Here is a 23,333-nt window from a genome sequence, read left to right on the forward strand (position 1 = left end):
CAAGAATTGTGCAAGTGCGAATTGTGCGTTTGCGAAGAGAAAATTGCCTACTTCTTGATAAGATTGACGATTTTTCTCATCGTCGAGCGCGGAAGGATGCGATTGGCCTGCGCCGAGACCTTATTGGCAAAGCCCGTGACCATCACGGCGCGGTTCTTTTCGAGCGCTGCGATGGCCTGTTCGACCGTCTCGTCCGATTCCGCCGCGATGCTGCTGACAGCCTTGTTGCCGCCGAAGCCTGCGACTTTTCCGAACTCGGTGGAAACGGGTCCGGGGCAAAGAGCCGACACATTGATCCCCGTCTGGCGATATTCTTCGTGCAGCGCCTCGCTGAAGGAGAGGACGTAGGCCTTGGTCGCGAAATAGACCGCCATGCCGGGCCCCGGTTGGAAGCCCGCGACCGAAGCGACATTGAGAATGCCGCCGCGATCGCGCTCGATCATGCCGGGCAGCACAGCATGCGCCAATTCGGTCAGCACCCCGCAGTTGAGGTCGATCATCTGCCGCTGGCGTTTGCCATCAAGCTTGTCGAACCGCCCCACCAACCCGAAACCGGCATTGTTGACGAGCAGGTCGACATGCTCGCCCGCCGCCGCGATGTCGGCCATCAGCCGGTCGGCGGCGTCAGGCTCGCTCAGGTCCATCTCGACCGCGCGCGCATTGCCGAGCTCGGCCGCAAGCGCATCGAGCCTGTCCTTGCGGCGGGCCACCAGCACGAGCCGGTGCCCCTTGGCCGCATATTGGTGCGCGAAGTCGACGCCGAGCCCGGCGCTGGCGCCGGTGACGAGAGTGACGGGTTGCGACACTTAGCTGACGGTCGCTTTTTCGATCTTGCCGGGGTTGGGGACCGGCTCGCCCGTGGGCAGCTGGTCGACATATTCCATGCCGCTCTCGACCTGGCCCCAGACGGTATACTGGCCGTCGAGGAAGTGGGCGTCGTCGAAGCAGATGAAGAACTGGCTGTTGGCGCTGTCGGGCGCGGGCGTGCGCGCCATCGAGCAGGTGCCGCGCACGTGCGGCTCGGCGTTGAACTCGGCCTTGAGGTCAGGAAGGTCGCTACCGCCCGTGCCGGTGCCGGTGGGATCGCCGCCCTGTGCCATGAAGCCCGGGATCACGCGGTGAAACACGACGCCGTCGTAAAAGCCGTCGCTGGCAAGCTTGGTGATGCGCTCGACATGGCCGGGGGCGAGGTCGGGGCGCAGCTTGATGACGACGTCGCCGCCGGTCGAAAGGGTAAGGGTGAGGGTGAGGGTATCGGCCATGGGGGCGCTTCCTTCGATTGAGTGAAAGTTCGCGCCCCATGTAGGAGGCGGGCGAGGTCATGGCTACCCCGCCCGCGCTCCGCCCCTGTTATTCGTCGGTGCCGGATCCGGCCGCGAACGCCTTCACTTCATCGAGCAGTGCGTCGAGCGTGGCGCGGTCTGACACGCGTCCGTCCTGGATCACGGCTTCGATGCTCGTCGTATTGGCGATGTCGTCGATCGGACTGGCGCTTAGCAGGACGAGGTCTGCGACCATGCCCTCGCTGACGCCGCCCATGTCGTCGCGCCCGAAATAGTCGGCCGGCACGGTCGTGGCGGCAGCGAGTGCCTGCATCGGGGTCAGCCCGGCTTCGACAAGGTTGGCGATCTCGTCGTGGACCGAAAAGCCGGGGAAGACCATCGTGTCGTTGGCGTCGGTGCCCACCAGGACCTTGACCCCCGCATCGTGCGCGATCTTGGTCGTCCTGAGCCCGAGATGGTAGAAGTCCTCAAGGTCCTCGATCAGTTCGGGCGGGGCCTGTGCGGTGCGGTCGAGATCGCGGTTCCAGTGGCGCTGCTGCATCGCAGGGACGTAGGCCATGCGCGGATCGTTGCGATACTCGTCCTCGACCGCGCGGTAATCCATCTCGCGGGTGAGGTGGGTGGGGACGTAATAGGTGCCGCTTTCTGCCATTGCGCGCACCTGCTCTTCGCACAGTGCCGCGTCATGCTCCGCGACGGCGCGGCCCGGGATCGACCGGCGGTCGGGCCAGGGCAGGTCCTCGCCCGACAATTTGCGCTTGAGCTGGTCGCGCATTTCCGCGCCGACCGCGGCGCAGTCCATCGGCAGGTCGCGGGCATGTTCGATCGAGGTCACGCCCATGCGCGCGGCATCGGCCGTGCTCGTCCACATCGGGATATGGCCGCCCACGCGAACGTCGGCCTCGTTGGCTGCGTCCATGAAGGCGGTGAAGCCCTCGGGGGTCCATTCCTGGCTGATCTTGAGGATTTCCGCGCCGCGCGAGCGCATAAAGGTGACGCTGGCGCGTGCTTCCTCGGCGGAGGAGGGCTCGTAGAACAGCTCGACCGGGTCCTTGGTCGGCGCCCGGCGCATGCCGATCTTGGCGCTCGACAGTTCGAGCAATTTGGGGCCGACCAGTTCGCCATTGGCAATCTGTTCGCGGCTGACGCGCATGGCATCGAGGCACATGCCGATCGAGCCTTCGTCCTTGCAGTCGCTGCCCATCTCGCGAACGCCGGTGACGCCGTTGGCATGCATCAGCTTGAGCGACGACAGGTGGATCGGTGCGAAGCTCGCATGGCTGTGCATGTCGTTAAGGCCCGGGATGACGAAGTGGCCTGCCGCGTCGATGACCCGCGCGGCTTCCAGATCGCCCTCCCCGTGAGGCGCGATCGCGACAATCCGACCCTCATCGATCAGGATATCGCGACCGGCGGTAACCGTCTCGCTTGCCGGATCGATTACTGTCACGTCGCTGATCAGGACATCGCCTTCTACCGGTGCGCCGGCCATTGCGAGGGCCATCATTGAAACTGCCAACACGAATACTCTCCCCTTTAACTGATACCGCACCAACATAGTGTATTAGTGCAGCAATACAACAGGGCAGTTTCGGTTGCGCCCGGATTCCTCTCGGCATAGGAGAATGGTCAGGCCGTAAAGGGGAGACGCTGCCATGACCGACACGACGACCCTCCCCGAATCGCAGGACGGCATTCACGACGAGGAAGACCGGCTGCTCCCGCGCTATGTGCGCGAAGTGCTCGATGCCGTCGAAGGTGGCCAAATCGACAAGGCGCGCGAGCTGGTCGAGCCGCTGCACCCTGCCGACGTCGCCGACCTGATCGAACTCGCTCCGGAAGACGACCGTCCCGATCTCATCACCGCGTTGGGCGGCGAGGTCGACGCCGACGTCTACGCAGAGATGAACGAGCATGTTCGCGAGCTCGTCATCGAGGAGATGGACCCGGCCATCGCCGCCAGCCTGACCGCCGACATGGAGACGGACGATGCCGTCGCCATGCTCGAGGATCTCGAGGAGGAAGACCAGCAGGCCATCCTCGAGGAGATGGAGCCCGACGACCGTGTCGCGGTCGAGGAGGCGCTCGCCTATCCCGAAGAGACGGCCGGCCGCATCATGCAGCGCGAGCTCATCGCGGTGCCCGAGCATTGGAATGTCGGCAAGGTCATCGACTATATGCGCTCCGACCAGGAGCTGGCCGACGACTTTTGGGAAGTCTTCGTCGTCGGCCCGCAGCATCATCCGGTCGGAACGACCAAGCTGTCGACGCTCTTGCGGACCAAGCGCGACGTGCCGATCCGCGACATCATGCAGGAAGAGCAGACGTTGATCCCGGTCGAGATGGACCAGGAAGAGGTCGCGTTGCGCTTCCAGAAATACGGGCTGATCTCCGCTGCCGTCATCGACCCGTCGGGGCGTCTCGTCGGCATGATCACCGTCGACGACATCGTCCACATTATCGAGGAAGAGGCGAGCGAAGACGCGCTTTTGCTCTCGGGTGCCGGCGACGGCGACATCAACGAGCCGGTGCGCGAAGCCTATCGCGACCGTGTGCGCTGGCTGATCGCCAATCTCGGTACGGCGCTGCTCGCCACCTTCGTCATCGCCCAGTTCGAAAGCACTATCGCGCGGCTGGCGATTTTGGCCGCGCTCATGCCGATCGTCGCCGCGCTCGGCGGGAATGCGGGGACACAGGCGCTCGCGGTGACCGTGCGCGCGATCGCCACCAACCAGCTCACCGGCTCCAACCGGGCGCGCGCGATCCGGCGCGAGTTGAAAGTCGCAATCCTCAATGGTGTCACCGTCGCGGTCATCCTCGGCATCGGGGTCGCCATCTTCCTCGATCCGATCATCGGGGCTGTGATCGCTGCGGCGATCCTGTTCAATATCGTCGTCGCGGGGCTGGCGGGGGTGCTCGTGCCGATCACGCTCGAACGCTTCGGCGCCGACCCGGCGGTGGCATCGAGCGTGTTCGTGACCACCGTGACCGATACGATGGGCTTTCTCGCCTTTCTCGGCCTGGCATCGGCCGTACTCCTATAAGCGGTTGAATTTGCCGCACGAATTTCCCAACTTGGCGTGGTGCCGACACCCGTACACATGACCAAGGTCGCCTTCGGTTGCGCGACCCTGCCCACGCTCGAGAAGCGCATCGCCGCGCGCTCGCGGGGCGGTGAGGTGCGGCTGGTCACCAAGCGTCGCCCGCGCCGCCACGAAGAAGTCGTCGAGGGCGGGTGCCTCTACTGGATCGTCAAGCACCGGCTGGTGGCGCGATCGAAAGTGCTCCGCTTCGAACAGCGCAAGGATATGCGTTGGGACATCATCCTGTCGGACGAGTTGGAGCATTGCACTGCCACCCCCAAGCGGGCGCATCAGGGCTGGCGCTATCTGGAAGTTGCCGACGCGCCGGGCAGCGAAGTCGACGAAACCGGCATCGCAGAGCTTCCGCCGCGCCTGTATGGGAAACTGGCGGCGCTCAGCCTGGTCTAGTTGCAGCCGGTGATCCGCGCAGATCCCATCGCACGGACGGTGCAGGCAGGATCTCCCGTCACCGTGATATCGACCGTCCCGACGGCATCGATCTCGATCTCGCCAGTCGCCTGCACGCGCGCGAAGCTGGGGCCTTCTACGCCCAATGTCAGGTCGCGCACCTCGGTCCGTTCGGCATCGAGATTGCTCATGCCGCGTACGAGGAAGGTCGCCTCCTTGGCTTCGCCCGATATGCGGATATTGCCCGCACCCGCGACGCCGACGTCGAGCGTGTCGACCTCGATGTCATCGATGCTCGCGCCGCCCGCGCCCTGAACCGACAGGGTGAAGTCGCGCCGTTCGATGCGGTCGATGTCGAGTTGCCCCGACCCGTTGACCCAGGCTTTTTCCAGCGTTCGCGTGCCGATCTCGACCACGACAGGGCCGTGATTGTCGCCGCGAAAGCCCCGGCGGTTCGACTGTTCCCAGCCCACGACGAGTGTGCGCCCGTTCATCCGGACATCGACCTGGTTGATCGCGTTCCTGTCGCCGGTGGCGCGCGCACGCGGCGGCACGCCGGTCACGAGCTTGACCGCGACCGGTCCGTCGATGCGGATGCGCTCGAACCCGCGCACGGTAAAGTTGCGCCCGTCGCCACCGAAGCCCTGCTGGATGTCGGCATGCGCAACAGCGGCGCTGGCACCGAGCGCAAGGAGGGCGAGCGTGGCAGATATGGTCTTCATGCCGCCACTCTCGCCCATCATGGTTAACAAAGTCTATCCTGCGACTATTCGCAGGTGACGTTTCCGGACCCGGCCTTGGAGACCGAACACTTGGCGCCGCCGGTGATCGCGACGTCGCCCGAACCCGCGATCGAGACGCTGGCATTGCCCGTCACGCGGGTCTCGACTTCGCCCGATCCGGCGATCTCGATCTCGGCATCGGTGGATTCCAGTTCGGGGCTGATGAATTCGCCCGATCCGGCAATACCGACCTCTAGGTTCTCGGTAGCGCCCGAGACCTTCATGCTGCCCGACCCGGCGATGCCGAATTCGGCGCGTCGGGCCGCGAGCGACTGGACGGTCAGGTTGCCCGATCCGGCAATGTCGCCCTCGAAGTCGTCGACTTCGCTACGCGCGATGTCGATCGAACCCGAACCGGCGATACCGGCTTCTTCGAGCGCATTGTGCGAGAAACGGATCTCGACGACATCGTCGGAGCTGCGCTTCCAGCCGATCTTGTAGTCGCGGTCGAGGCGAATCTCGAGCTCGTCGCCGTCCACTTCGAACTTCGTATGCTCGATGATATTCTCGGGCCCACTGATCGAAAGCGCGGACGGCGCGCCGTCCGAGACGATGACGCGATAGGGGCCGGCAACACCCAGCTCGCTGAATGGCCCGACATCGCGGGTTTCTTCGGTCGTCGGACCAGGCTTGTCAATTTCGATACGGTCATCGCCGAAGCATCCGGAGAGGCCCGCGGCGGCACCGGCGGCCAGGATAAGGTGAAGCGTCTTCATTCTTGTCTCCCCTTTGAAAGCGTATTGCATACATAATACAGCGATCCGCATCTTCAAGGCAAGGGCAATGAAAAAGGGCGCCCGCATCGCTGCAGGCGCCCTCTTCGAGGACCGTTTGGGTCAGACGCTCTTAGGCATCAGAAGACGCGTCGAGCGTCCCCCGGACACTCTTAGGCGTCTTCTTTTTCCGCGTTCCAGATCTTGGCGGCGTCGTCGAGGATCTTGAGGATCTTCTTGAGCGCGGCCTTCTCGTCGGTCTTTTCCATCGCCGCGAGTTCGCGGGCGAGACGGCTCGAGGCCGCTTCGAAAATCTGACGCTCCGAATAGCTTTGCTCCGGCTGGTCGTCGGCGCGGAACAGGTCGCGAGTCACTTCAGCGATCTGGATCAGGTCGCCCGAATTGATCTTGGCCTCATATTCCTGCGCGCGGCGCGACCACATGGTGCGCTTGACCTTCGGCTTGCCCTTGAGCGTCTCCATGGCGTCCTTCATCGCCTTGTCCGAGGAAAGCTTGCGCATGCCCGTCGCTTCGGCCTTGTTGACCGGAACGCGGAGCGTCATCTTTTCCTTTTCAAAGCGCAGGACGTAGAGGTCGAGGGCAATACCGGCAATTTCGGTCGACTGGAGTTCGATGACCTTGCCGACCCCGTGTTTCGGGTAGACGACGAAATCACCGACGTCGAAGCTGACTGCCTTGCTTGCCATAAGTGGGGGGACCTTTCCGTTTGCGTGCCGCGGTACGGAACAGGCGGCGAAAGTCTCGCCGTCTAACGTCGACCAAAGCGATCGGTTCCGTCGCGGGATGTTCCATCAATGAAATGCCGACGCGTGGTGAGAGCGCCGGCTTGTGACTGTATTATAACAGAAAGTGGCTCAAATTTCGAGTCCCAGTTGCAAAGGACCACTTGTTTGCGCTGCGACGGGCGAATGTGCGCCCAATCCCAGCAGCCGGATCGGCTTCTCGAGCGGGAAAAGTCCTTCGAGCAGAGACCGCCCTTCCGCCAGAAACGCCTCTTTTCCGGGGATCCGGTCGGCGAAGCTCTTCGAGCGCGTGGAAATGGTGAAATCGGCATATTTGACCTTGAGGGTCACCGTCCGCCCGACGAACTCGGCCTTTTCGACGCGCTCCCACGCCCGCTCGCCGATCCGCATGAGCTCGGCCGTTAGCGAATCGAGGTCGGAGAGATCGCTCCCGAATGTGTCTTCGCAGCTCACCGACTTGCGCTGGCGGTGCGCCTTGACCTGCCGCTCGTCGATCCCGCGCGAGATCCGGTAGTACCAGCCTGCTGACGAACCGAAATGGGCTTGCAGCTCGGTCAGGCTCCATTCGCGCAGGTCGGCGCCGGTCAGGATGCCGAGCTTCTCCATCTTCGCGGCGGTCTTGGGGCCGATACCGTGGAATCGTTTGACGGACAGCGTGGCCACGAAGGCCGGGCCTTTCGAAGGCGGGATGACGCAGATGCCGTCGGGCTTGTTCTGGTCGCTGGCGAGCTTGGCGATGAACTTGCAATAGCTGACCCCAGCGCTCGCGGTGAGGCCCGTCTCTTTCTTGATGCGCGCGCGGATATCCTCGGCAATCGCCTTTGCTGTGCCCAGACCGTGCCGGTCTTCGGTCACGTCAAGATAGGCCTCGTCGAGGCTCAGCGGCTCGATGTCGTCGGTATGGTGCGCGAAGATATCGCGAATCTGCTGGCTGACCCCGCGATAGGTGTCGAAGCGCGGCTTGACGAACACCAGGTCGGGACATTTGCGCTTCGCGGTGACCGACGGCATCGCCGATCGCACGCCAAATTCGCGCGCCTCGTAGCTCGCCGCCGCAACCACGCCCCGATGGCCGCCACCCACCGCGACGGGCCTGCCCTTGAGGCTCGGATCGTCGCGCTGCTCGACGCTGGCATAGAAGGCATCCATGTCGACATGGATGATCTTGCGCCCGTCGGCACCGGGGGCGGGGAGGGAATCGGTGTCCACGTGCCCACCCTAACGGGTTTTCATGGGGCATCCGATATGCTTTAGGGCGGCCCGACCAATCGACTCCAGTCCCGCAGAGGATCATCCATGAACATCCACGAATATCAGGCCAAGGAATTGCTCGCGAAATATGGTGCTCCGGTTCCGGCCGGTCACGCCGCCATGAGCGTCGAGGAAGCGGTCGAGGCCGCGAAGAAGCTTCCCGGGCCGCTGTGGGTGGTGAAAGCGCAGATCCATGCCGGCGGACGCGGCAAGGGTCACTTCAAGGAACTGCCTGAAGGTTCGAAAGGCGGCGTCCGTCTCGCCAAGAGCCTCGAGGAGGTCGAAGCGGCCGCCAAGGACATGCTCGGCAACACGCTGGTGACCATCCAGACCGGCGACGAGGGCAAGGAAGTCCAGCGCCTCTACATTACTGACGGCGTCGACATCGACAGCGAATTCTATCTCGCCATGCTCGTCGACCGCGACACGGGTCGCCTCGCCATCGTCGCGAGCCCCGAGGGTGGCATGGACATCGAGCAGGTCGCGCACGACACGCCCGAAAAGGTCCACACCATTACCATCGATCCCGCGACCGGCCTGATGCCGCACCATGGCCGTTCGGTCGCCGCCGCGCTCGGCCTCGACGGGTCGTTGGCCAAGCAGGCTGCCAAAGTCACCGCCGCGCTCTACAAGGCGTTCCTCGGCACCGACGCCTCGCAGATCGAGATCAACCCGCTTGCCGTGTCGGGCGACGACCTGCTCGTTCTCGACGCGAAGGTCGGCTTCGACGGCAACGCCATGTTCCGTCACCCCGACATCGCCGAACTGCGCGACCTGACCGAAGAAGACCCGATGGAAGTCGAAGCGTCCAAGTACGACCTCGCCTACATCAAGCTCGACGGCGACATCGGCTGCATGGTCAACGGCGCGGGCCTCGCCATGGCGACGATGGACATTATCAAGCTGAACGGCGCCTTCCCGGCCAACTTCCTCGACGTCGGTGGCGGCGCTTCGAAGGAAAAGGTCACTGCGGCATTCAAGATCATTCTGTCGGACCCGGCAGTGAAGGGCATTCTCGTCAACATCTTCGGCGGGATCATGAAGTGCGACATCATCGCCGAAGGCATCGTTGCGGCGGCGAAGGAAGTTGAACTTGATGTCCCGTTGGTCGTTCGCCTTGAAGGAACCAACGTCCAGAAGGGCAAGGACGTCCTGGCCAATTCGGGCCTGCCGATCATCTCGGCCGACGACTTGGGCGATGCCGCCAAGAAGATCGTCGCGCAGGTCAAGGAAGCCGCCTAACCAGTTCGCCGACCGCTATTTCTAGCGCCCCGGCCAAAGGAGACCGATATGAAGTTGCTCGTCGCCGTCAAACGGGTGATCGACTATAATGTGAAGCCCCGGGTCAAAATGGACGGAAGCGGGGTCGACCTCGCCAACGTCAAGATGTCGATGAACCCGTTCGACGAAATCGCCGTCGAAGAAGCCATCCGTCTTAAGGAAAAGGGCACCGCCAGCGAAATCGTAGTGGTCTCGATCGGCCCGGCAAAGGCGCAGGAAACGCTGCGTACCGCGCTCGCCATGGGCGCCGACCGGGCGATCCTGATCCAGACCGAGGACGAAGTCGCCGCGATGGTCGAGCCGCTCGGCGTCGCCAAGCTGCTCGCCAAGGTGGTCGAGGAAGAAAACCCCGACATGGTCATCCTCGGCAAGCAGGCGATCGACGACGACAGCAATGCGACCGGCCAGATGCTCGCCGCCTTGCTCGGCTGGCCGCAGGGCACCTTCGCCTCGAAGGTCGAGCCGGGCGATGGAAGTGTCAACGTCACGCGCGAAATCGACGGAGGGCTCGAAACGGTGAAGCTCACGCTTCCCGCCGTGGTCACGACCGACCTTCGATTGAACGATCCGCGGTACGCCTCGCTGCCCAACATCATGAAGGCGAAGTCGAAGCCGCTCGAGACCAAGACGCCTGCCGACTACGGCATCGACACCACGCGTCGTCTCGAGATCACCAACGTCGCCGAACCGCCCAAGCGCGAAGCAGGCGAGAAGGTCGGTTCGGTCGACGAGCTGGTCGCCAAACTCAAAGACCTGGGAGTTGCCTAAGATGAAGACGCTCGTTCTCGTCGAACATGACGGCGCCGCCATCAAGGACGCCACTCTTTCCACCGTCACCGCCGCCAGCCAACTGGGCGATGTCGACCTGATCGTCGTTGGCAAGGATGTCGGCGGCGTCGCCGATGCCGCCGCGAAAATCGCCGGGGTCGGCAAAGTGCTGGTCGCCGACGCTGCGCATCTCGAGCACCAGCTTGCCGAAGACGTCGCTCCGATCATCGAGGCGAACATGGGCGCGTACGACGCGTTCCTCGCCCCGGCGACCACGACTGGCAAGAACGTCGCCCCGCGCGTGGCGGCCAAAATGGACGTGATGCAGGTCTCCGACATCATCTCGGTCGAAAGCGCAGACACGTTCAAGCGTCCGATCTATGCCGGTAACGCCATCGCGACGGTCAAGTCGAACGACGCGAAGAAGGTCATCACCGTGCGCGGCACTGCCTTCGACAAGGCCGCTGCCGAAGGAGGATCGGGCAGCGTCGAGAGCATCGACGTCGGTGCCGACAGCCCCAAAAGCGAGTTCGTCTCTGCCGAGCTGAGCGAGGGCGATCGCCCCGAGCTGACCAGCGCGGGCGTCATCGTCTCGGGCGGCCGCGCCTTCGGCTCGAACGAGGACTTCCACAAGCTGCTCGACCCGCTTGCCGACAAGCTGGGTGCTGCGGTCGGCGCCTCGCGAGCCGCGGTTGACGCAGGCTACGCCCCCAACGACTATCAGGTGGGGCAGACGGGCAAGATCGTCGCGCCCGAAGTCTATATCGCCATCGGCATCTCGGGCGCGATCCAGCACCTCGCCGGGATGAAGGACAGCAAGGTCATTGTCGCGATCAACAAGGACGAGGAAGCTCCGATCTTCCAGGTCGCGGACTACGGCCTCGTCGCCGACCTGTTCCAGGCCGTGCCGGAGCTGACCGAAAAGCTCTAGAGCCTCGCGCCGGACAGAAAAAAGGGCCGCGCTCCAGGATAGGAGTGCGGCCCTTTTTTTATGCCTGCGTGGCGAGGCTACTCGACCTCACCCTTTTCCTTCTTCGAGCGCGGATGGAGGACGTCGCGATACGCCTCCATATCCGCGTTGGCCGACGGGCGGACCCGTCCGAAGCGCAGGATAAGATAGCCGAAGATGGCCGAAAGGAGCGAGCCGGCAAGCACGCCGATCTTGGCCGCGTCGACTTCCTCGGGATGAAGCGGGAAGGCGAGCTTGCCGATGAACAGGCTCATGGTGAAGCCGATGCCGCACAGCACCGCCGCGCCGTAGATCTGGCGCCAGCGCGCACCGCGCGGATGGGGTGCCAGACCGAGACGGATGGCGGCATAGATCGATCCGAAGATGCCGATCTGCTTGCCCACGAACAGCCCCAGCATGATGCCCAGCGGGAGCGGCGAGAAAAGCGCGCTCATGTCCTTGGGCAGCTCCACGCCGGCGGCCGCGAAGCCGAAGATCGGCACGACGCCGAACATGACCCACGGGTGGATGCCATGCTCGAGCTTGCGCAGCGGGCTGGACTTCTCGCCGCGGCCCAGCGGGATCGTCATGGCGACGAGCACGCCCGCGATGGTCGCATGGACGCCCGAGGCGAGCGTGAAATACCACACGATCAGGCCCGCGATGATGAACGGCCATAGCCTGCGGACCCCGAGCAGGGTCATCGTTCCCATGATCGCAGTCACGCCCAGCGCCGCGCCCAGCGCGAGGATATTGAGGTCTGCGGTATAGACCAGCGCAATAATCGCCACTGCGCCGATATCGTCGACGATGGCGATGGTCACGAGCAGCAGCTTGATCGAGGCAGGGGCATAGCGACCGAGGATCGCCAGCACGCCGATAGCGAAGGCGATATCGGTCGCCGCCGGGATCGCCCAGCCATTCTGCAAGTGCGGATCGAAGCCGACGGTCAGGAGGTAAACGAGCGCAGGTACGGCCATGCCGCCGATTGCAGCGATGATCGGAAGGCGCCTGGCTTCGCGCGTCGCGAGCCGCCCTTCATACCATTCGCGCTTCACTTCCAGACCCACGAGCAGGAAGAAGATCGCCATCAATCCGTCGACGATCCAATATTCGACACTGAACACGCCGAAACGCGGCCATTCGGGGCCGAACTTGAACTCGAGGATCGAGTGGTAGAGGTCGGCAAGGCCGGTATTGGCGAAGATCAGCGCCAATGCTGCCGATGCGATAAGGACAATGCCCGCAAGCTTCTCTTGAGCCTGCACCTGTTCGGGAGTGTTAGCCATGGCCAGCCTGATAAACAGGCGAGGCAGGCAAAGTCGACTTCAAATCGACCTATTCGTCCTCTTCGACCCCCAATTTCCAGAAACGCTCCATCGTCAGGTAGGTGAAGGAGGCGGTCCAGCCGACCATGACCAGCCCATTCAGTGCCTCGATGCCGGACAGGAGACGGATGGCCTCGGTCGGATAGAGATCGCCGATCCCGAGCGTCGTGTAGCTCGTGATGGAAAAGTAAAAGGCGTCCGCGAAACTGCCGTCGCCGCCCTCGATGGAGCCGAACCCTTCTTGCCGAGCGATCAGCTGGTAGGCGATGGCGTAGAGGAACACGTGGATGAGGTGCGAGAGAAGGGCGAAGACCAGCACGATGAACAGGCGGCTGCGCGATGCGCCGGGCCCGCGCTTCATCCTTACCGAGACCAGTCGCAAGGTTTCGTAGTGGACGACGATGGTCGCCGCGAGCAGCAGCAGCGACAGGACGATGATCTCGATGGCCATGGCGCGAGCCTAGCGTGGGCGGTCTCAGTCGGAAAGCGTGTCGAGCAACTCGCGGAGCGAGGCCTGAAGCGAGGAGGCGTCGGCAGGGTCGAGCGCGGCCAGCATCTCGGTTTCCATCGCGCGGACATCGTGCGCAATCTCGCGATAGAGGCGGGCACCGCGCCGCGTGAGGTGCAGATGCCCGACCCGCCCATCACTGTCGGAGGCCCTGCGCTCGATCAGGCGGCGCTCGATCAAGCTCTTGACTGCGCGGCTGACCAATCCCTTGTCCATCGGCGTGACCGCCACGACCTCGTTTGCGGTGCGCCCCTCGGCCTCGGCGACGGCGGCAAGGACGCGCCATTGGGAAAGATTCATGTCGCGAAAACGTTTGACGATTGCCCCGCTTCGGCGCGACACGCGGTCCGCGAGAAGGATGAGCTGGTAGGGCAGAAAATCGTCCAGCTCGATGATGTCGTCCCGATTGACTCGCATAGCCTTTGCCCAGTAAGTTGCAAAAACAACCAGTTGTGCACAACAACTAAACTGTCACGGTATCGGGAAAAGCGCAAGTCGACCCGAATTTGAAAGAAAGATCCTCCCATGGCCGACCTGTTCGACAATCCCATCGGTCTCGACGGTTTCGAGTTCGTCGAGTTCTGCGCGCCCGAAAAGGGCCTGCTTGAGCCGGTGTTTGAAGCGATGGGCTTCACCCATATCGCCAATCACCGTTCAAAAGATGTGCAGCTCTGGCGACAGGGCGGGATCAACCTGATTGCCAATTACGAACCGGGCAGTGCGGCCGCCTATTTCGCCGCCGAACACGGGCCCGGTGCGTGCGGCATGGGCTTTCGCGTGCGCGATGCGGGCGAGGCGATGGACGCGCTGATCGAACGCGGCGCGCAGCCGGTCGATGGCGATGTCGGCCCGATGGAACTCTACATTCCCGCGATCAAGGGCATTGGCGGCGCGCGTATCTATATGATCGACCGCTATGCCGACGGGCCCGACGACGGACTCACCATCTACGACATCGACTTCGACTATCTCGACGGGGTCGACCGCTGGCCCGAAGGGGCGGGCTTCCTGCGCATCGATCACCTGACCCACAATCTATACAATGGCCGCATGGCCTATTGGGCCGACTGGTACGAGAAGCTCTTCAACTTCCAGGAAATCCGCTATTTCGACATTAAGGGCGAATATACCGGCCTGACCTCGAAGGCGCTGACCGCGCCCGACGGCAAGATCCGCATCCCGCTCAACGAGGAAGGCGAGGGCGGCAAAGGCCAGATCGAGGAATATCTTCGCGAGTATAATGGCGAGGGAATCCAGCATATCGCGCTGATCAGCGACGATCTCGTCGCCAGCTGGGACAAGCTCAAAGAGCTTGGCGTGCCGTTCATGACGGCACCGCCCGCCACCTATTACGACATGCTCGACGAGCGACTGCCGGGCCATGGCGAGGATGCCGAGGCGCTCAAGGCGCGGGGCATCCTGCTCGACGGCACTACCGAAGGCGGCCAGCCGCGCCTTTTGCTGCAGATCTTCGCCGAGGCGCAGGTCGGACCGGTCTTCTTCGAATTCATCCAGCGCAAGGGCGACGAAGGGTTCGGCGAAGGAAACTTCAAGGCACTGTTCGAAAGCATGGAACGCGACCAGATCGCGCGCGGCGTGCTCAAGGTCGAGGAGGATGCGTAATGGCTGACCACCCCGTCAAATTGGGCGGTGTCCACCACGCCGCCTATCGCTGCAAGGACGCCAAGGAAACGGTCGAATGGTATGGCCGCGTGCTCGGCATGGATTACACGACCGCTTTTGCCGAGGACCACGTGCCTTCGACCGGCGAGTACGATCCCTACATGCACGTCTTCCTCGATGCCGGTAACGGCAACATCCTCGCCTTTTTCGAACTGCCCAACCAGAAGGATATGGGCCGCGACGAGAACACGCCCGCCTGGGTCCAGCATCTCGCCTTCAAGGTCGGGAGCGAGGAAGAATTGCTCGCGGCGAAGAAACATATCGAGGCGCAAGGTATCGACGTGCTCGGCCCGACCCATCACGGCATTTTCAAGTCGATCTATTTCTTCGACCCCAACGGTCACCGCGTCGAACTCGCCGCCGATATCGGCACCGAAGAGCAATATGCCGAGTTGAAGCGCGTGGCACCGATGATGCTCGACGAGTGGAGCGAGACCAAGACGGCGCCCAAGCATGCCGACTGGCTCCACAAGATCGCGCGAGAAGCGCACGGGCTCGAAGACACCAGCGCCTGACGCGTCGGAACGGGTCTCGTCGCTCCCCTGTTGTCCCCCTGACGGAGGACATATGACGATCGACACGACCAACCCCGCCACCGGCGAGACGATCGCCAAGCATCAGGAACTCGACGACGCGGGTATCGAGGCTGCGCTCGATCGCGCGCGCACACAGGCGGAGAAGTGGCGCGCCGTTCCGGTCGATAAGCGCGGGCGAATGCTGAGATCGATCGGCGACGCGTTCGAGGCGCGCCGGGAAGTTCTGGCGCGCCAGACGACCCTGGAGATGGGCAAGACTTACAAGAGCGCGCTCGCCGAGGCCGACAAGTGCGTCTCCGCCTTCCGCCATTTTGCAAAGCATGGCCCGTCTATGCTCGCACCCGAGACTTACGAATTGACCAGCGGAGGCCGCGCCGAGACTCGCTGGCAGCCGCTCGGCCCCGTGCTCGCGGTCATGCCGTGGAATTTCCCGATGTGGCAGGTGGTCCGCTTCCTCGTCCCCTGCATCCTCGCCGGCAATGTCGGGCTATTGAAGCATGCCAGCGTCACCATGGGCGTGGGCGAGATGCTCGACGAAGTAGTGCGCGAAGGTGGCGCACCGGGCGGGCTGTTCCAGAACCTGGTCATTTCTTCGGATAAGGTTGCGGGCATCATCGCCGACGATCGCGTCAAGGCGGTGACGCTCACGGGGAGCGAGGGCGCGGGCAGCATGGTCGGCGAGGCCGCCGGCAAGGCGCTCAAGAAGGTCGTCCTCGAACTGGGCGGCTCCGACCCCTTCATCGTGATGCCCAGTGCCGATCTCGACGACGCCGTCTCCACCGCGGTCAAGGCGCGCATCCAGAATACGGGCCAGTCCTGCATCTGCGGCAAGCGGATGATCGTCCACGCCGATATCCATGACGAGTTTCGCGACCGCTTCATCGCCGCGATGAACGATGTCGTCGCGGGCGACCCGTTCGATGACGCGACCGACATGGGCCCGCTTTCGAGCATGGACCAGCTGGAGACGGTCGAAAAGCAACTGGCCGCAGCGAAGGAAGCGGGCGCCACGCTTCACGGGGGCGACGTGCCATCGCGCGGCGGTGCCTATATCGAGGCGGGCGTTCTTGAACATGTCCCGCTCGACAGCGACGTGGCGCGCGAGGAAATTTTCGGCCCCATCGCGATGCTGTTTCGCGCCGACGACCGCGACGACGCGCTCCGCATTGCCAATGCCACACCCTACGGGCTGGGCGCTGCGGTCTTCTCTGGCGATGCCGAAGAGGCCGACTGGTTCGCCGAGCGCATCGAATCCGGGATGGTCGCCATCAACCAGATGCTGGCGAGCGACCCTGCCGCGCCCTTCGGTGGCATCAAGCTGTCGGGCCATGGCCGCGAGCTTTCACGCCACGGCCTCCACGAGTTCATGAACCTGAAAACGGTGCTGCTGGACTGCGACTATTCGCGGAACGCGCGTTGCCGAAGCCGCGTGATCGGCGTGAGGATATAGTCGAGCACCGACTGTTTCTCACCCAGCAGCATCACGTTGACGACCATCCCCGGACCGATCTCCAGATTACGTTCGTCGTCGGGAATGTCGGTCGTCGCGAGCTGCACCGTGTAGAAACTGGCGCCGGTCCGCTCGTCGACCGTCGTGTCGGGCGAGATGGTCAGCACCTCGCCCTCCAGATAGCCGTATACCGCCGAATTGTAGGCAGTCAGCTCGATCCGCGCGTCCTGACCGATCCGGACCTGCGCGATGTCCTTGGGACTGATCGAAGCTTCGACGATCAATTCGTCTCCCGAGGGCACGACCTCGACCAGCGGTTGTCCCGGCGCCACCGTGCCGCCGACGGTCGACACCAGCACGCGATTGACCGAGCCCGACAAGGGCGAACGCACGATCGTCCGCTCGACCCGATCGGCGAGCGCGGGCAGGTTTCGCTGTAACGCCGCCGCCTGCGCCTGCACCGTCGCCAATTCGTTGGCAGCCCGCGCGCGCCACTGCTGGCGGGCCTGCGCAAGGCTCGAGCGCGCTTCCGCCACCGAAGCCTCGGCACGGCTGACCGCTGCTGCAGCCGCCTGCGCATCGTAGGAGGCGGACGAAAGCCGCGATTCCGCTTGCTGGAGCGAAAGGCGCGGTTCGATCCCGCGTTCGACCAGCGGGCGCAGCGCGTCCACCTCGGCCTGGGCGCCATCGCGGGCGGCGACGCGGCTGGCATAGCTCGAGCGTGCTTCGGCGACCGCGCGCGTGGACTGGCTGATCCGCGCCTGCGCGGCGCTGACGAGGCCCGACAATTCGGCCATGCGCGAGGCATAGAGCGCGCGTTCGATCTCGATCTGGCCCGCCATCGATGCGTCCGAAGCCGGCGGGAAGCGCGGGGTTTCGCCGCGGATCTCGGCCTGCAGGCGTCGCGCTTTGAGGTCGAGCGCTTCGTATTCGGTGCGGCTGGCGCCCAGCGCGGCGCCGGTCTGGGTCTGGTCCAAGGCGATCAGCGGATCACCCTCGGAGACGTCATCGCCGACCTTCGCCATGATCTCGCTCACCACGCCGCCTTCGAGGTTTGAAACGACTTGCATCTGCGGGCCGGGGACGATGCGCCCATGTCCGCGAATGGTGCGGTCCAGCTCGGTGAAGGCGGCCCAGATCAGCGCCGCGACGAAGAAGAAGACGACCAGCCAGAGGAGCAAGTTCGACATTTCGCGCGGCTTGATCTTGCTGTTGAGATCGTCGAGCCAGCTGGGCTCGCGCTGGGTGTCAGGCGCAGCGGGGAGCGAGATGGCAGGATTATCGGTCATCGGCCTCGCCCTGATTGGTCGCAGTTGCAGTGTCGGGCTTGTCCAGCTTTTCAGCCTTGGCGGCGGCAGGCTTGGCCCGGCTTCGCTGCGCATCCCCCCGGATCTTGGCCAGCACCTTGTCGCGCGGTCCGTCGGCGACGACCGTCTTGTTGTGCAGCAGGATGATGCGGTCGACCAGCTTGAGCACCGATGGGCGGTGCGTGATCAGTATGAGCGTGCGCCCCTCGCACTCGGCTTTCAATGCCTGAATCAGCGCGGCCTCGGTCTGGTCGTCCATCGCGCTGGTGGGTTCATCGAAGATGAAGATGGCAGGCTTTCCGGCCAGCGCGCGGGCAATGCCGATCGTTTGCCGCTGTCCGCCCGACAGACCCTCACCGCGGTCGGCGAGGTGCAGGTCGTAGCCGTTGACGATCTGGCCCATGAAGCGGTGGGTGCCCGAAATCTCGGCTGCGCGCACCAGTTCGGCATCGTCGACGCCCTCGCGCCCGAGCGAGATATTCTCGCGCACTGTGCCCGACAGCAGCGACGTGTCCTGCATGATCGAGCCGATCGACTTGCGATAATGTTCGGGCTTGAGCTGGCGGATGTCGGTGCCGTCGAGCATGATCACCCCATCTGTGGGCGGGAACAGGCCAAGGATCAGCTTGGCGATGGTCGACTTGCCCGAGCCGACACGGCCTAGCAGCGCGACATGCTCGCCCGGGTTGATGGTGAAATTGATCCGCTCGAGTGCGGTTTCCGCAGCGCCGGGATAGCGAAACTCGACGTTTCTAAATTCGATCTTGCCCTTGATGTCCGCCAGATGGAGCGGCTCGGATTGCGGGCCTTCCTTGGGCGTTTCCATGATCGCATCGATCTGGCGATAGGCCGTCTTGGTCATCGAGATGCGCGCGAGGAGGCTGGCGATCTGCCCCAGCGGCGCGACCGCGCGTCCGGCGAGGATCGAGCAGGCGATCAGCCCGCCCATGGTCAGGCGCTGTTCGGCGATCAGGCCGACGCCGATGACGATGACCCCGGCATAGGCGATCATCTGAGCGCTCGTGGCGCTGTTTACGCTGATCGCGGACACCAGCCGCTGGCGGAGCGAGAAGTCCGAGTGCTGGCGGATCGCTTCCAGCCAACGCTTGGTCAGAATCGGGCCCGCATTGGACGCCTTGACCATTTCCAGCCCGCCGATCGTCTCGACCAGTACGCTCTGCTTAAGCAGCCCCTCCTGCATCGACTGCTTCGAGAGCCGGTCGAGCGCGGGCTGGGTCAGGTAACCGATCAGGATGACGATCGGGACCAGAAGTGCCGGGACGATCACCACCGGCCCGCCGATCAGGAAGATGACGAGCAGCGACATCAAGATGAAGGGCACGTCGACAATGGCCGAGACGGTTGCCGACGCAAAGAAGTCGCGCAGGGTTTCCAGCTCGCGCATCAGCCCAGCAAGTGCGCCGGTCGAGCCCTTTTTCAGGTCCATGCGGATGTTGAGCATATGGTCGAAGACGTTGCGCCCGACCGCCCGGTCGATATCCGCCCCTGCCACGTCGACGAAGTAAGCGCGCAGCGTGCGCAGCACGAAGTCGAGTATGATGACGAGCGCAAGCCCGATCGACAGCGCGATCAAGGATTCGGTGGCGTTGTTCGGGACGACACGGTCGTACACCGTCATCGTGAACAAGGGCGTGGCAAGCGCGAACAAATTGACCATGAAGGCGGCGATCGCGACCTTCATATAGACCGACTTGTTCTGGCGGATCGGTTCGATCAGCCAGCGGGAAATGCCGCCTTCGGGGATGCCGAAAAATCGGGCGATCATGGTACGGAAATCCTCAAGTCGTTGGCCGTGTATTCCTCGACGCCCAGAACGTCGAGCAGCTGTCCGGTGCGGGAGAGCAGGACATAGCGGGCAGCGTCAAGCTCGGTGGCCGTCTGCAGATAGAGCGCGGCGATCTCGAAATAGCTCTCCTGCGCCTGCAGCACGTCGAACAGGGTGCCGCGCGTGGCGCGAAACCGTTCGTAAATGACGTCGCGCGACTGGCGCGCGGAGATATAGGCGCTCTCGATCGCTGCCAGCTGGGCCTCGAGCGCTTGGACGTCGCTCCATGCGACGGCCGCTGTTCGCAGCGCTTCCTCCCTGACGCCTTCGAGCCGCGCGAGACGCTGGTCCGCGCGCGCTTCGGCCTGGTCGGCGCGCGGGTCGGCGCCACCAAAGAAGCGTTTTTGGAGGACGATGGTCCCGCGAATGTCGTAATCGCCGTCATTCTCGAACAGGCCGAAACGGCCTCCCTCCAGGCGGGCATCGATGGTCGGCAGCGTTTCCGCGCGTTGGGCGTGCGCTTCCTGCCGGGCGGCAAAAAGCTGCGCCGACGCGATCTTCACCTCGGGAAGCTGTAGCGCGGCGGCACGCGCCGCCTCCTGAGTGTCGAGCCCCGAGCCCACGGCGGGAGCGCGTTCGAGGCTCGCGGGAGCGGCAACGCCGAAATATTCGAGGTAGCGCGCCTCGGCGTTGGCGAGCCGCCGACGATAGGTCGCCGCGCGAGCCTGGCCCGACGCGATGTCGCTCTGCACGCGCGCAAGATCGCCCGGTGCCGAAGCGCCTTGGTTCACGCGCGCGCGCACGGCATCCCGCAGCTCGACCTGGCGCTCGACGAAGCTGTCGGCGAATTGCACCAGCGTCTGCATGGTGAACACGTCGTACCAGATAGAGATGGCCTCGAGCGCGGCCGCATCGCCGCGCCGCACCTGCTCGTAACGCGCGGCGTCGAGCCGGTGACCGGCTGCGCTGATCCGCCGGGACGCTGCTCCGTAATCCCAGATGCGCTGCGACACCGAAAAGGTCGCGTCGGTCCGCCCGGTCGCGCGCGAGCGCTCGATGATATTGTCGGGATCGTTGGAAAAGTTTCGCGCGATCGAACGGCGACCCGACAAGGCGAGGTCGACATCGGGCACCAGCCCCATCTGCGCCTCGCGTCGTGCCGCTTCTGCTTCGTCGATGATGGCGGCGGCCTCATCCACGGTCGGAAAGTCGCGCATGGCCTCGCGGACCTGCTGGGCGAAAACGTCGAAGGGGGCAGTGTCGTTCAAATGCCGGATGAGCGGATCGTCGGCCGGTACGATTGCCATCGGGTCCGCGACCGGGGCGGGGAGCTCGACCGGCCCGGCTTCATCCTGTTGCGCCATTGCCGTGGTCGGGAAATGCGCGAGGCAGGCAGCGCCGAGCATCGCTGCCACGACCAGGCACCGCCGACTGCCATTGCGATCGCGCGCCCTCTGCTGGCCTTGCTCTTGCGGCTTCATTTCCCTCTACGCCCCCAACCCGATTCGTGGTCGCATCATGGAGCGAAGGGCCGTCCCAGTAAATCGCATCGTCGAAACTGCAACATTTGAAACACGAAACACGGCCGTCTGAAACGCTTGGCACCGTTCATAGGGCTGACCTCGGCCCCTCTCATGCCGGACAATCAGGGCATCGGCGACGGAAGCTCGAAACGCACCGTCCGGAACGAGAGCAAGGAGCAGAAAAATGCCTGTATTTTGGCCACTGGCGACGGTACGGCGGATGCCGACTTCATTCTAAGCCAGAATAACAATAACGACCTCAACGGGTTTGGCGGCGACGACGTCCTGCTGGGCGATATGGGTAATTTCATCGCCCCCACATCGACGGACATGACCACCAACCACAGCTTTGAAACGGCGCGGGATCTGGACCTGTCGTCCTTCGTTTGGTCGGTCGACGAGAACCCGTTGTTCGGCGACGATACGATCCCGCACGCAACGGTGATCGATACCGCCGAGGCCGGACAGCTGGCCTATTACTCGATCGAACTGGTGCAGGGTCAGCAGATCACTATCGATTTCGACGCCGCGGCGGGTTCGCTGGGCGGTGACATCAGCACCAATACCGAGGTTTGGATTTACAACGCCGGGCAAGTCGAGGTCGCCTATAACAATACGGGCGGCGTGGAACTGGGCGGCGAAGGCAGCATCAGCGCGGCCGACGCCTACCTGACCTACACCATCCCGACGACCGGCACCTATTATATCGTCGTGGGAGAATGGCATTTCATTGGCGACGGCACCTTCGAGGGTGGCGAGCAATATATGATGAACGTCTCGGTGACCGGTCACGCCGTGCACACCCCAGATGTCCAGGCAGCCGACAATATCGACGGTGGCCCCGGCGACGACCTGATCATGGGCGTCGGTGGCAATGACTATATGGAAGGCGACGGCGGCAACGACCGCATGCTTGGTGGCTCGGGCGACGATGTCATGCTCGGCGGACTTGGCGCGGACGTCATGTTCGGGGATTCCGGCCTCGACGAAATGTACGGCAATGCCGGCAACGACACCATGTATGGCGGCTCGCGGGTCGACGAGCTGTATGGCGGGTCGGGCAACGATTCCATGTTCGCAGGCTCGGGCAATGACCGCATGAATGGTGGGTCGGGTAACGACCTGATGTTTGGCGGAAACGACAACGACCTGCTGATCGGCGGGCCGGACGACGACAATATCGTCGGCGGCAATGGCGATGACGAGATCGTCGGCGGCACTGGCATCGACACGGCCAACTTCTCGGGCTCGGGCAATGCGGTCGACGTCAACTTGATCGAGGGGACGGCGACCGGTGAAGGCAATGACACGCTTGCCTCGATCGAGAACGTCATCGGTTCGGGCCAGGCCGACACGATCCGCGGCGACGGCGTCGACAACGAAATCGAAGGCCGCGGTGGCAGCGATACGATCTTCGGGAATGCCGGGAACGACACCATTTCGGGTGGCTCGCTCAACGACGATATCTTCGGTGGGGTCGGTCACAACACGTTGATGGGCGACAGCGGCAACGACAAGCTCAACGGCGGTTCGGGTAACGACTGGATCGAAGGCGGCAATGACGACGACCTCCTGATCGGCGGCCCCGGCGACGACTTCCTCACCGGTGGTGCAGGCGTCGACCACATGATCGGGGGAAGCGGTGACGACACCTTCTTCTTCCAGGATGGCTCGGGCAACGATTCGATCGAGGGATTCATGGCCGGCGAAGGCAGTGTCGACGTGCTCGATTATAGCGCGCTGGGCATCTCCTTCGGCGACCTAAATATCGCACAGCAGGGTAGCAACACACTGATCCAGACGCCCAATGGCGACACGGTGCTGCTGCTCGACGTGCTGCCCAACCAGCTAGATCCGATCTCGGACTTCAACTTCAACCTGCCTGCCTGATCGGGGCACGGCCCAAGATCGAGGGGCGCTCCGTCAGCGA

Annotated in this window: 22 protein-coding genes; 9 read left to right on the forward strand and 13 right to left on the reverse strand. The window is 63.7% G+C overall.

The annotated features are described in order from the left end of the window. Positions 1–47: 47 nt before the first annotated feature. From KTQ36_RS02305 to KTQ36_RS02315, 3 genes are all read right to left on the reverse strand, one after another. Positions 48–806, reverse strand: coding sequence for an SDR family NAD(P)-dependent oxidoreductase (locus KTQ36_RS02305; protein ID WP_218632150.1), 759 nt, complete (start codon positions 804–806; stop codon positions 48–50). Further along, the gene (locus tag KTQ36_RS02310) at positions 807–1,262 is read right to left on the reverse strand and encodes a peptidylprolyl isomerase (protein ID WP_218632151.1); all 456 of its coding nucleotides are present in this window, start codon (positions 1,260–1,262) and stop codon (positions 807–809) included. An 88-nt stretch (positions 1,263–1,350) separates the two neighbouring features. Further along, positions 1,351–2,790: an amidohydrolase family protein gene (locus KTQ36_RS02315; protein WP_218632152.1), complete on the reverse strand. Its 1,440-nt coding sequence runs from the start codon at positions 2,788–2,790 to the stop codon at positions 1,351–1,353. A 148-nt stretch (positions 2,791–2,938) separates the two neighbouring features. Here KTQ36_RS02315 and mgtE point away from each other — a divergent pair, with 148 nt between their 5' ends. After that, entirely contained in the window at positions 2,939–4,327 is a 1,389-nt protein-coding gene (gene mgtE / locus KTQ36_RS02320) for a magnesium transporter (protein WP_218632153.1), read from the forward strand. Between the two features lie 57 nt (positions 4,328–4,384). Next, entirely contained in the window at positions 4,385–4,774 is a 390-nt protein-coding gene (locus KTQ36_RS02325) for a DUF1489 family protein (protein WP_218632154.1), read from the forward strand. Here the strand turns inward: KTQ36_RS02325 and KTQ36_RS02330 are convergent. From KTQ36_RS02330 to dinB, 4 genes are all read right to left on the reverse strand, one after another. Further along, positions 4,771–5,496, reverse strand: coding sequence for a GIN domain-containing protein (locus tag KTQ36_RS02330; RefSeq protein WP_218632155.1), 726 nt, complete (start codon positions 5,494–5,496; stop codon positions 4,771–4,773). The two genes, KTQ36_RS02325 and KTQ36_RS02330, sit on opposite strands and share 4 nt — an antisense overlap. 44 nt (positions 5,497–5,540) lie before the next feature. After that, positions 5,541–6,272 carry a head GIN domain-containing protein gene (locus KTQ36_RS02335; RefSeq protein WP_218632156.1) on the reverse strand — a complete coding sequence of 244 codons (732 nt, stop codon included), beginning with the start codon at positions 6,270–6,272 and terminating at the stop codon, positions 5,541–5,543. A gap of 170 nt (positions 6,273–6,442) precedes the next feature. After that, entirely contained in the window at positions 6,443–6,976 is a 534-nt protein-coding gene (locus KTQ36_RS02340) for a CarD family transcriptional regulator (protein WP_218632157.1), read from the reverse strand. 168 nt (positions 6,977–7,144) lie between these two features. Continuing rightward, positions 7,145–8,242, reverse strand: coding sequence for a DNA polymerase IV (dinB, locus tag KTQ36_RS02345; RefSeq protein WP_345777652.1), 1,098 nt, complete (start codon positions 8,240–8,242; stop codon positions 7,145–7,147). Between the two features lie 87 nt (positions 8,243–8,329). Here dinB and sucC point away from each other — a divergent pair, with 87 nt between their 5' ends. From sucC to KTQ36_RS02360, 3 genes are read left to right on the forward strand one after another with little or no spacing between them, the layout of a single operon-like run. Next, the gene (gene sucC, locus KTQ36_RS02350; RefSeq protein ID WP_218632158.1) at positions 8,330–9,526 is read left to right on the forward strand and encodes an ADP-forming succinate--CoA ligase subunit beta; all 1,197 of its coding nucleotides are present in this window, start codon (positions 8,330–8,332) and stop codon (positions 9,524–9,526) included. 48 nt (positions 9,527–9,574) lie between these two features. Further along, positions 9,575–10,333 (forward strand): electron transfer flavoprotein subunit beta/FixA family protein, encoded by a 759-nt coding sequence (locus KTQ36_RS02355; RefSeq protein ID WP_218632159.1) that lies wholly within the window; start codon positions 9,575–9,577, stop codon positions 10,331–10,333. A 1-nt stretch (position 10,334) separates the two neighbouring features. After that, the gene (locus tag KTQ36_RS02360) at positions 10,335–11,264 is read left to right on the forward strand and encodes an electron transfer flavoprotein subunit alpha/FixB family protein (protein WP_218632160.1); all 930 of its coding nucleotides are present in this window, start codon (positions 10,335–10,337) and stop codon (positions 11,262–11,264) included. 77 nt (positions 11,265–11,341) lie between these two features. On the opposite strand, the gene nhaA is transcribed toward KTQ36_RS02360, so the two are convergent. The 3 genes from nhaA to KTQ36_RS02375 are packed head-to-tail and all read right to left on the reverse strand — an operon-like array spanning position 11,342 to position 13,535. After that, on the reverse strand, positions 11,342–12,571 hold the full coding sequence (gene nhaA, locus KTQ36_RS02365; RefSeq protein WP_218632161.1) for a Na+/H+ antiporter NhaA: 1,230 nt from the start codon (positions 12,569–12,571) through the stop codon (positions 11,342–11,344). Between the two features lie 49 nt (positions 12,572–12,620). Next, a complete protein-coding gene (locus KTQ36_RS02370) occupies positions 12,621–13,061 on the reverse strand; it encodes a potassium channel family protein (RefSeq protein ID WP_255554055.1) in 441 nt (146 codons plus the stop codon). Positions 13,062–13,085: 24 nt separating this feature from the next. Next, positions 13,086–13,535, reverse strand: a complete 450-nt coding sequence (locus tag KTQ36_RS02375) for a MarR family winged helix-turn-helix transcriptional regulator (protein WP_218632162.1) — start codon at positions 13,533–13,535, stop codon at positions 13,086–13,088. Between the two features lie 108 nt (positions 13,536–13,643). Here KTQ36_RS02375 and hppD point away from each other — a divergent pair, with 108 nt between their 5' ends. From hppD to KTQ36_RS02390, 3 genes are read left to right on the forward strand one after another with little or no spacing between them, the layout of a single operon-like run. After that, a complete protein-coding gene (hppD, locus tag KTQ36_RS02380; RefSeq protein WP_218632163.1) occupies positions 13,644–14,741 on the forward strand; it encodes a 4-hydroxyphenylpyruvate dioxygenase in 1,098 nt (365 codons plus the stop codon). Then, complete coding sequence (locus tag KTQ36_RS02385) at positions 14,741–15,316, forward strand: VOC family protein (RefSeq protein WP_218632164.1); 576 nt, start codon at positions 14,741–14,743, stop codon at positions 15,314–15,316. The genes hppD and KTQ36_RS02385 overlap by 1 nt, the downstream gene beginning before the upstream one ends. 52 nt (positions 15,317–15,368) lie before the next feature. Further along, positions 15,369–16,787 (forward strand): NAD-dependent succinate-semialdehyde dehydrogenase, encoded by a 1,419-nt coding sequence (locus KTQ36_RS02390; RefSeq protein ID WP_218632165.1) that lies wholly within the window; start codon positions 15,369–15,371, stop codon positions 16,785–16,787. Here KTQ36_RS02390 and KTQ36_RS02395 read toward each other — a convergent pair. Genes KTQ36_RS02395 through KTQ36_RS02405 form a run of 3 tightly spaced genes read right to left on the reverse strand, consistent with a single transcriptional unit; the run spans position 16,736 to position 21,361 of the window. Next, positions 16,736–18,076, reverse strand: coding sequence for an HlyD family type I secretion periplasmic adaptor subunit (locus tag KTQ36_RS02395; RefSeq protein WP_218632166.1), 1,341 nt, complete (start codon positions 18,074–18,076; stop codon positions 16,736–16,738). The genes KTQ36_RS02390 and KTQ36_RS02395 overlap by 52 nt on opposite strands. Next, a complete protein-coding gene (locus tag KTQ36_RS02400; RefSeq protein WP_218632167.1) occupies positions 18,066–19,880 on the reverse strand; it encodes a type I secretion system permease/ATPase in 1,815 nt (604 codons plus the stop codon). The genes KTQ36_RS02395 and KTQ36_RS02400 overlap by 11 nt, the downstream gene beginning before the upstream one ends. Next, positions 19,877–21,361, reverse strand: a complete 1,485-nt coding sequence (locus tag KTQ36_RS02405) for a TolC family protein (RefSeq protein WP_218632168.1) — start codon at positions 21,359–21,361, stop codon at positions 19,877–19,879. The genes KTQ36_RS02400 and KTQ36_RS02405 overlap by 4 nt, the downstream gene beginning before the upstream one ends. A 153-nt stretch (positions 21,362–21,514) precedes the next feature. On the opposite strand from KTQ36_RS02405, the gene KTQ36_RS11460 reads away from it, so the two are divergent. Then, on the forward strand, positions 21,515–23,293 hold the full coding sequence (locus tag KTQ36_RS11460; protein ID WP_218632169.1) for a calcium-binding protein: 1,779 nt from the start codon (positions 21,515–21,517) through the stop codon (positions 23,291–23,293). Positions 23,294–23,333: the final 40 nt, after the last annotated feature.

The sequence above is a fragment of the Sphingomicrobium clamense genome (genome assembly GCF_019264355.1).
GTDB lineage: Bacteria > Pseudomonadota > Alphaproteobacteria > Sphingomonadales > Sphingomonadaceae > Sphingomicrobium > Sphingomicrobium clamense.

Bases quoted from the DNA above. Each gene is read 5' to 3' on its own strand.
- KTQ36_RS02390 (WP_218632165.1), top strand. From the start codon at position 15,369: ATGACGATCGACACGACCAACCCCGCCACCGGCGAGACGATCGCCAAG.
- nhaA (WP_218632161.1), bottom strand. From the start codon at position 12,571: ATGGCTAACACTCCCGAACAGGTGCAGGCTCAAGAGAAGCTTGCGGGC.
- KTQ36_RS02360 (WP_218632160.1), top strand. From the start codon at position 10,335: ATGAAGACGCTCGTTCTCGTCGAACATGACGGCGCCGCCATCAAGGAC.
- KTQ36_RS02330 (WP_218632155.1), bottom strand. From the start codon at position 5,496: ATGAAGACCATATCTGCCACGCTCGCCCTCCTTGCGCTCGGTGCCAGC.
- KTQ36_RS02405 (WP_218632168.1), bottom strand. From the start codon at position 21,361: ATGAAGCCGCAAGAGCAAGGCCAGCAGAGGGCGCGCGATCGCAATGGC.
- KTQ36_RS02395 (WP_218632166.1), bottom strand. From the start codon at position 18,076: ATGACCGATAATCCTGCCATCTCGCTCCCCGCTGCGCCTGACACCCAG.
- KTQ36_RS02355 (WP_218632159.1), top strand. From the start codon at position 9,575: ATGAAGTTGCTCGTCGCCGTCAAACGGGTGATCGACTATAATGTGAAG.
- sucC (WP_218632158.1), top strand. From the start codon at position 8,330: ATGAACATCCACGAATATCAGGCCAAGGAATTGCTCGCGAAATATGGT.
- KTQ36_RS02375 (WP_218632162.1), bottom strand. From the start codon at position 13,535: ATGCGAGTCAATCGGGACGACATCATCGAGCTGGACGATTTTCTGCCC.
- hppD (WP_218632163.1), top strand. From the start codon at position 13,644: ATGGCCGACCTGTTCGACAATCCCATCGGTCTCGACGGTTTCGAGTTC.
- KTQ36_RS02400 (WP_218632167.1), bottom strand. From the start codon at position 19,880: ATGATCGCCCGATTTTTCGGCATCCCCGAAGGCGGCATTTCCCGCTGG.
- KTQ36_RS02315 (WP_218632152.1), bottom strand. From the start codon at position 2,790: ATGATGGCCCTCGCAATGGCCGGCGCACCGGTAGAAGGCGATGTCCTG.
- KTQ36_RS11460 (WP_218632169.1), top strand. From the start codon at position 21,515: ATGCCGGACAATCAGGGCATCGGCGACGGAAGCTCGAAACGCACCGTC.
- KTQ36_RS02310 (WP_218632151.1), bottom strand. From the start codon at position 1,262: ATGGCCGATACCCTCACCCTCACCCTTACCCTTTCGACCGGCGGCGAC.
- KTQ36_RS02370 (WP_255554055.1), bottom strand. From the start codon at position 13,061: ATGGCCATCGAGATCATCGTCCTGTCGCTGCTGCTGCTCGCGGCGACC.
- KTQ36_RS02335 (WP_218632156.1), bottom strand. From the start codon at position 6,272: ATGAAGACGCTTCACCTTATCCTGGCCGCCGGTGCCGCCGCGGGCCTC.
- KTQ36_RS02340 (WP_218632157.1), bottom strand. From the start codon at position 6,976: ATGGCAAGCAAGGCAGTCAGCTTCGACGTCGGTGATTTCGTCGTCTAC.
- KTQ36_RS02325 (WP_218632154.1), top strand. From the start codon at position 4,385: ATGACCAAGGTCGCCTTCGGTTGCGCGACCCTGCCCACGCTCGAGAAG.
- KTQ36_RS02385 (WP_218632164.1), top strand. From the start codon at position 14,741: ATGGCTGACCACCCCGTCAAATTGGGCGGTGTCCACCACGCCGCCTAT.
- mgtE (WP_218632153.1), top strand. From the start codon at position 2,939: ATGACCGACACGACGACCCTCCCCGAATCGCAGGACGGCATTCACGAC.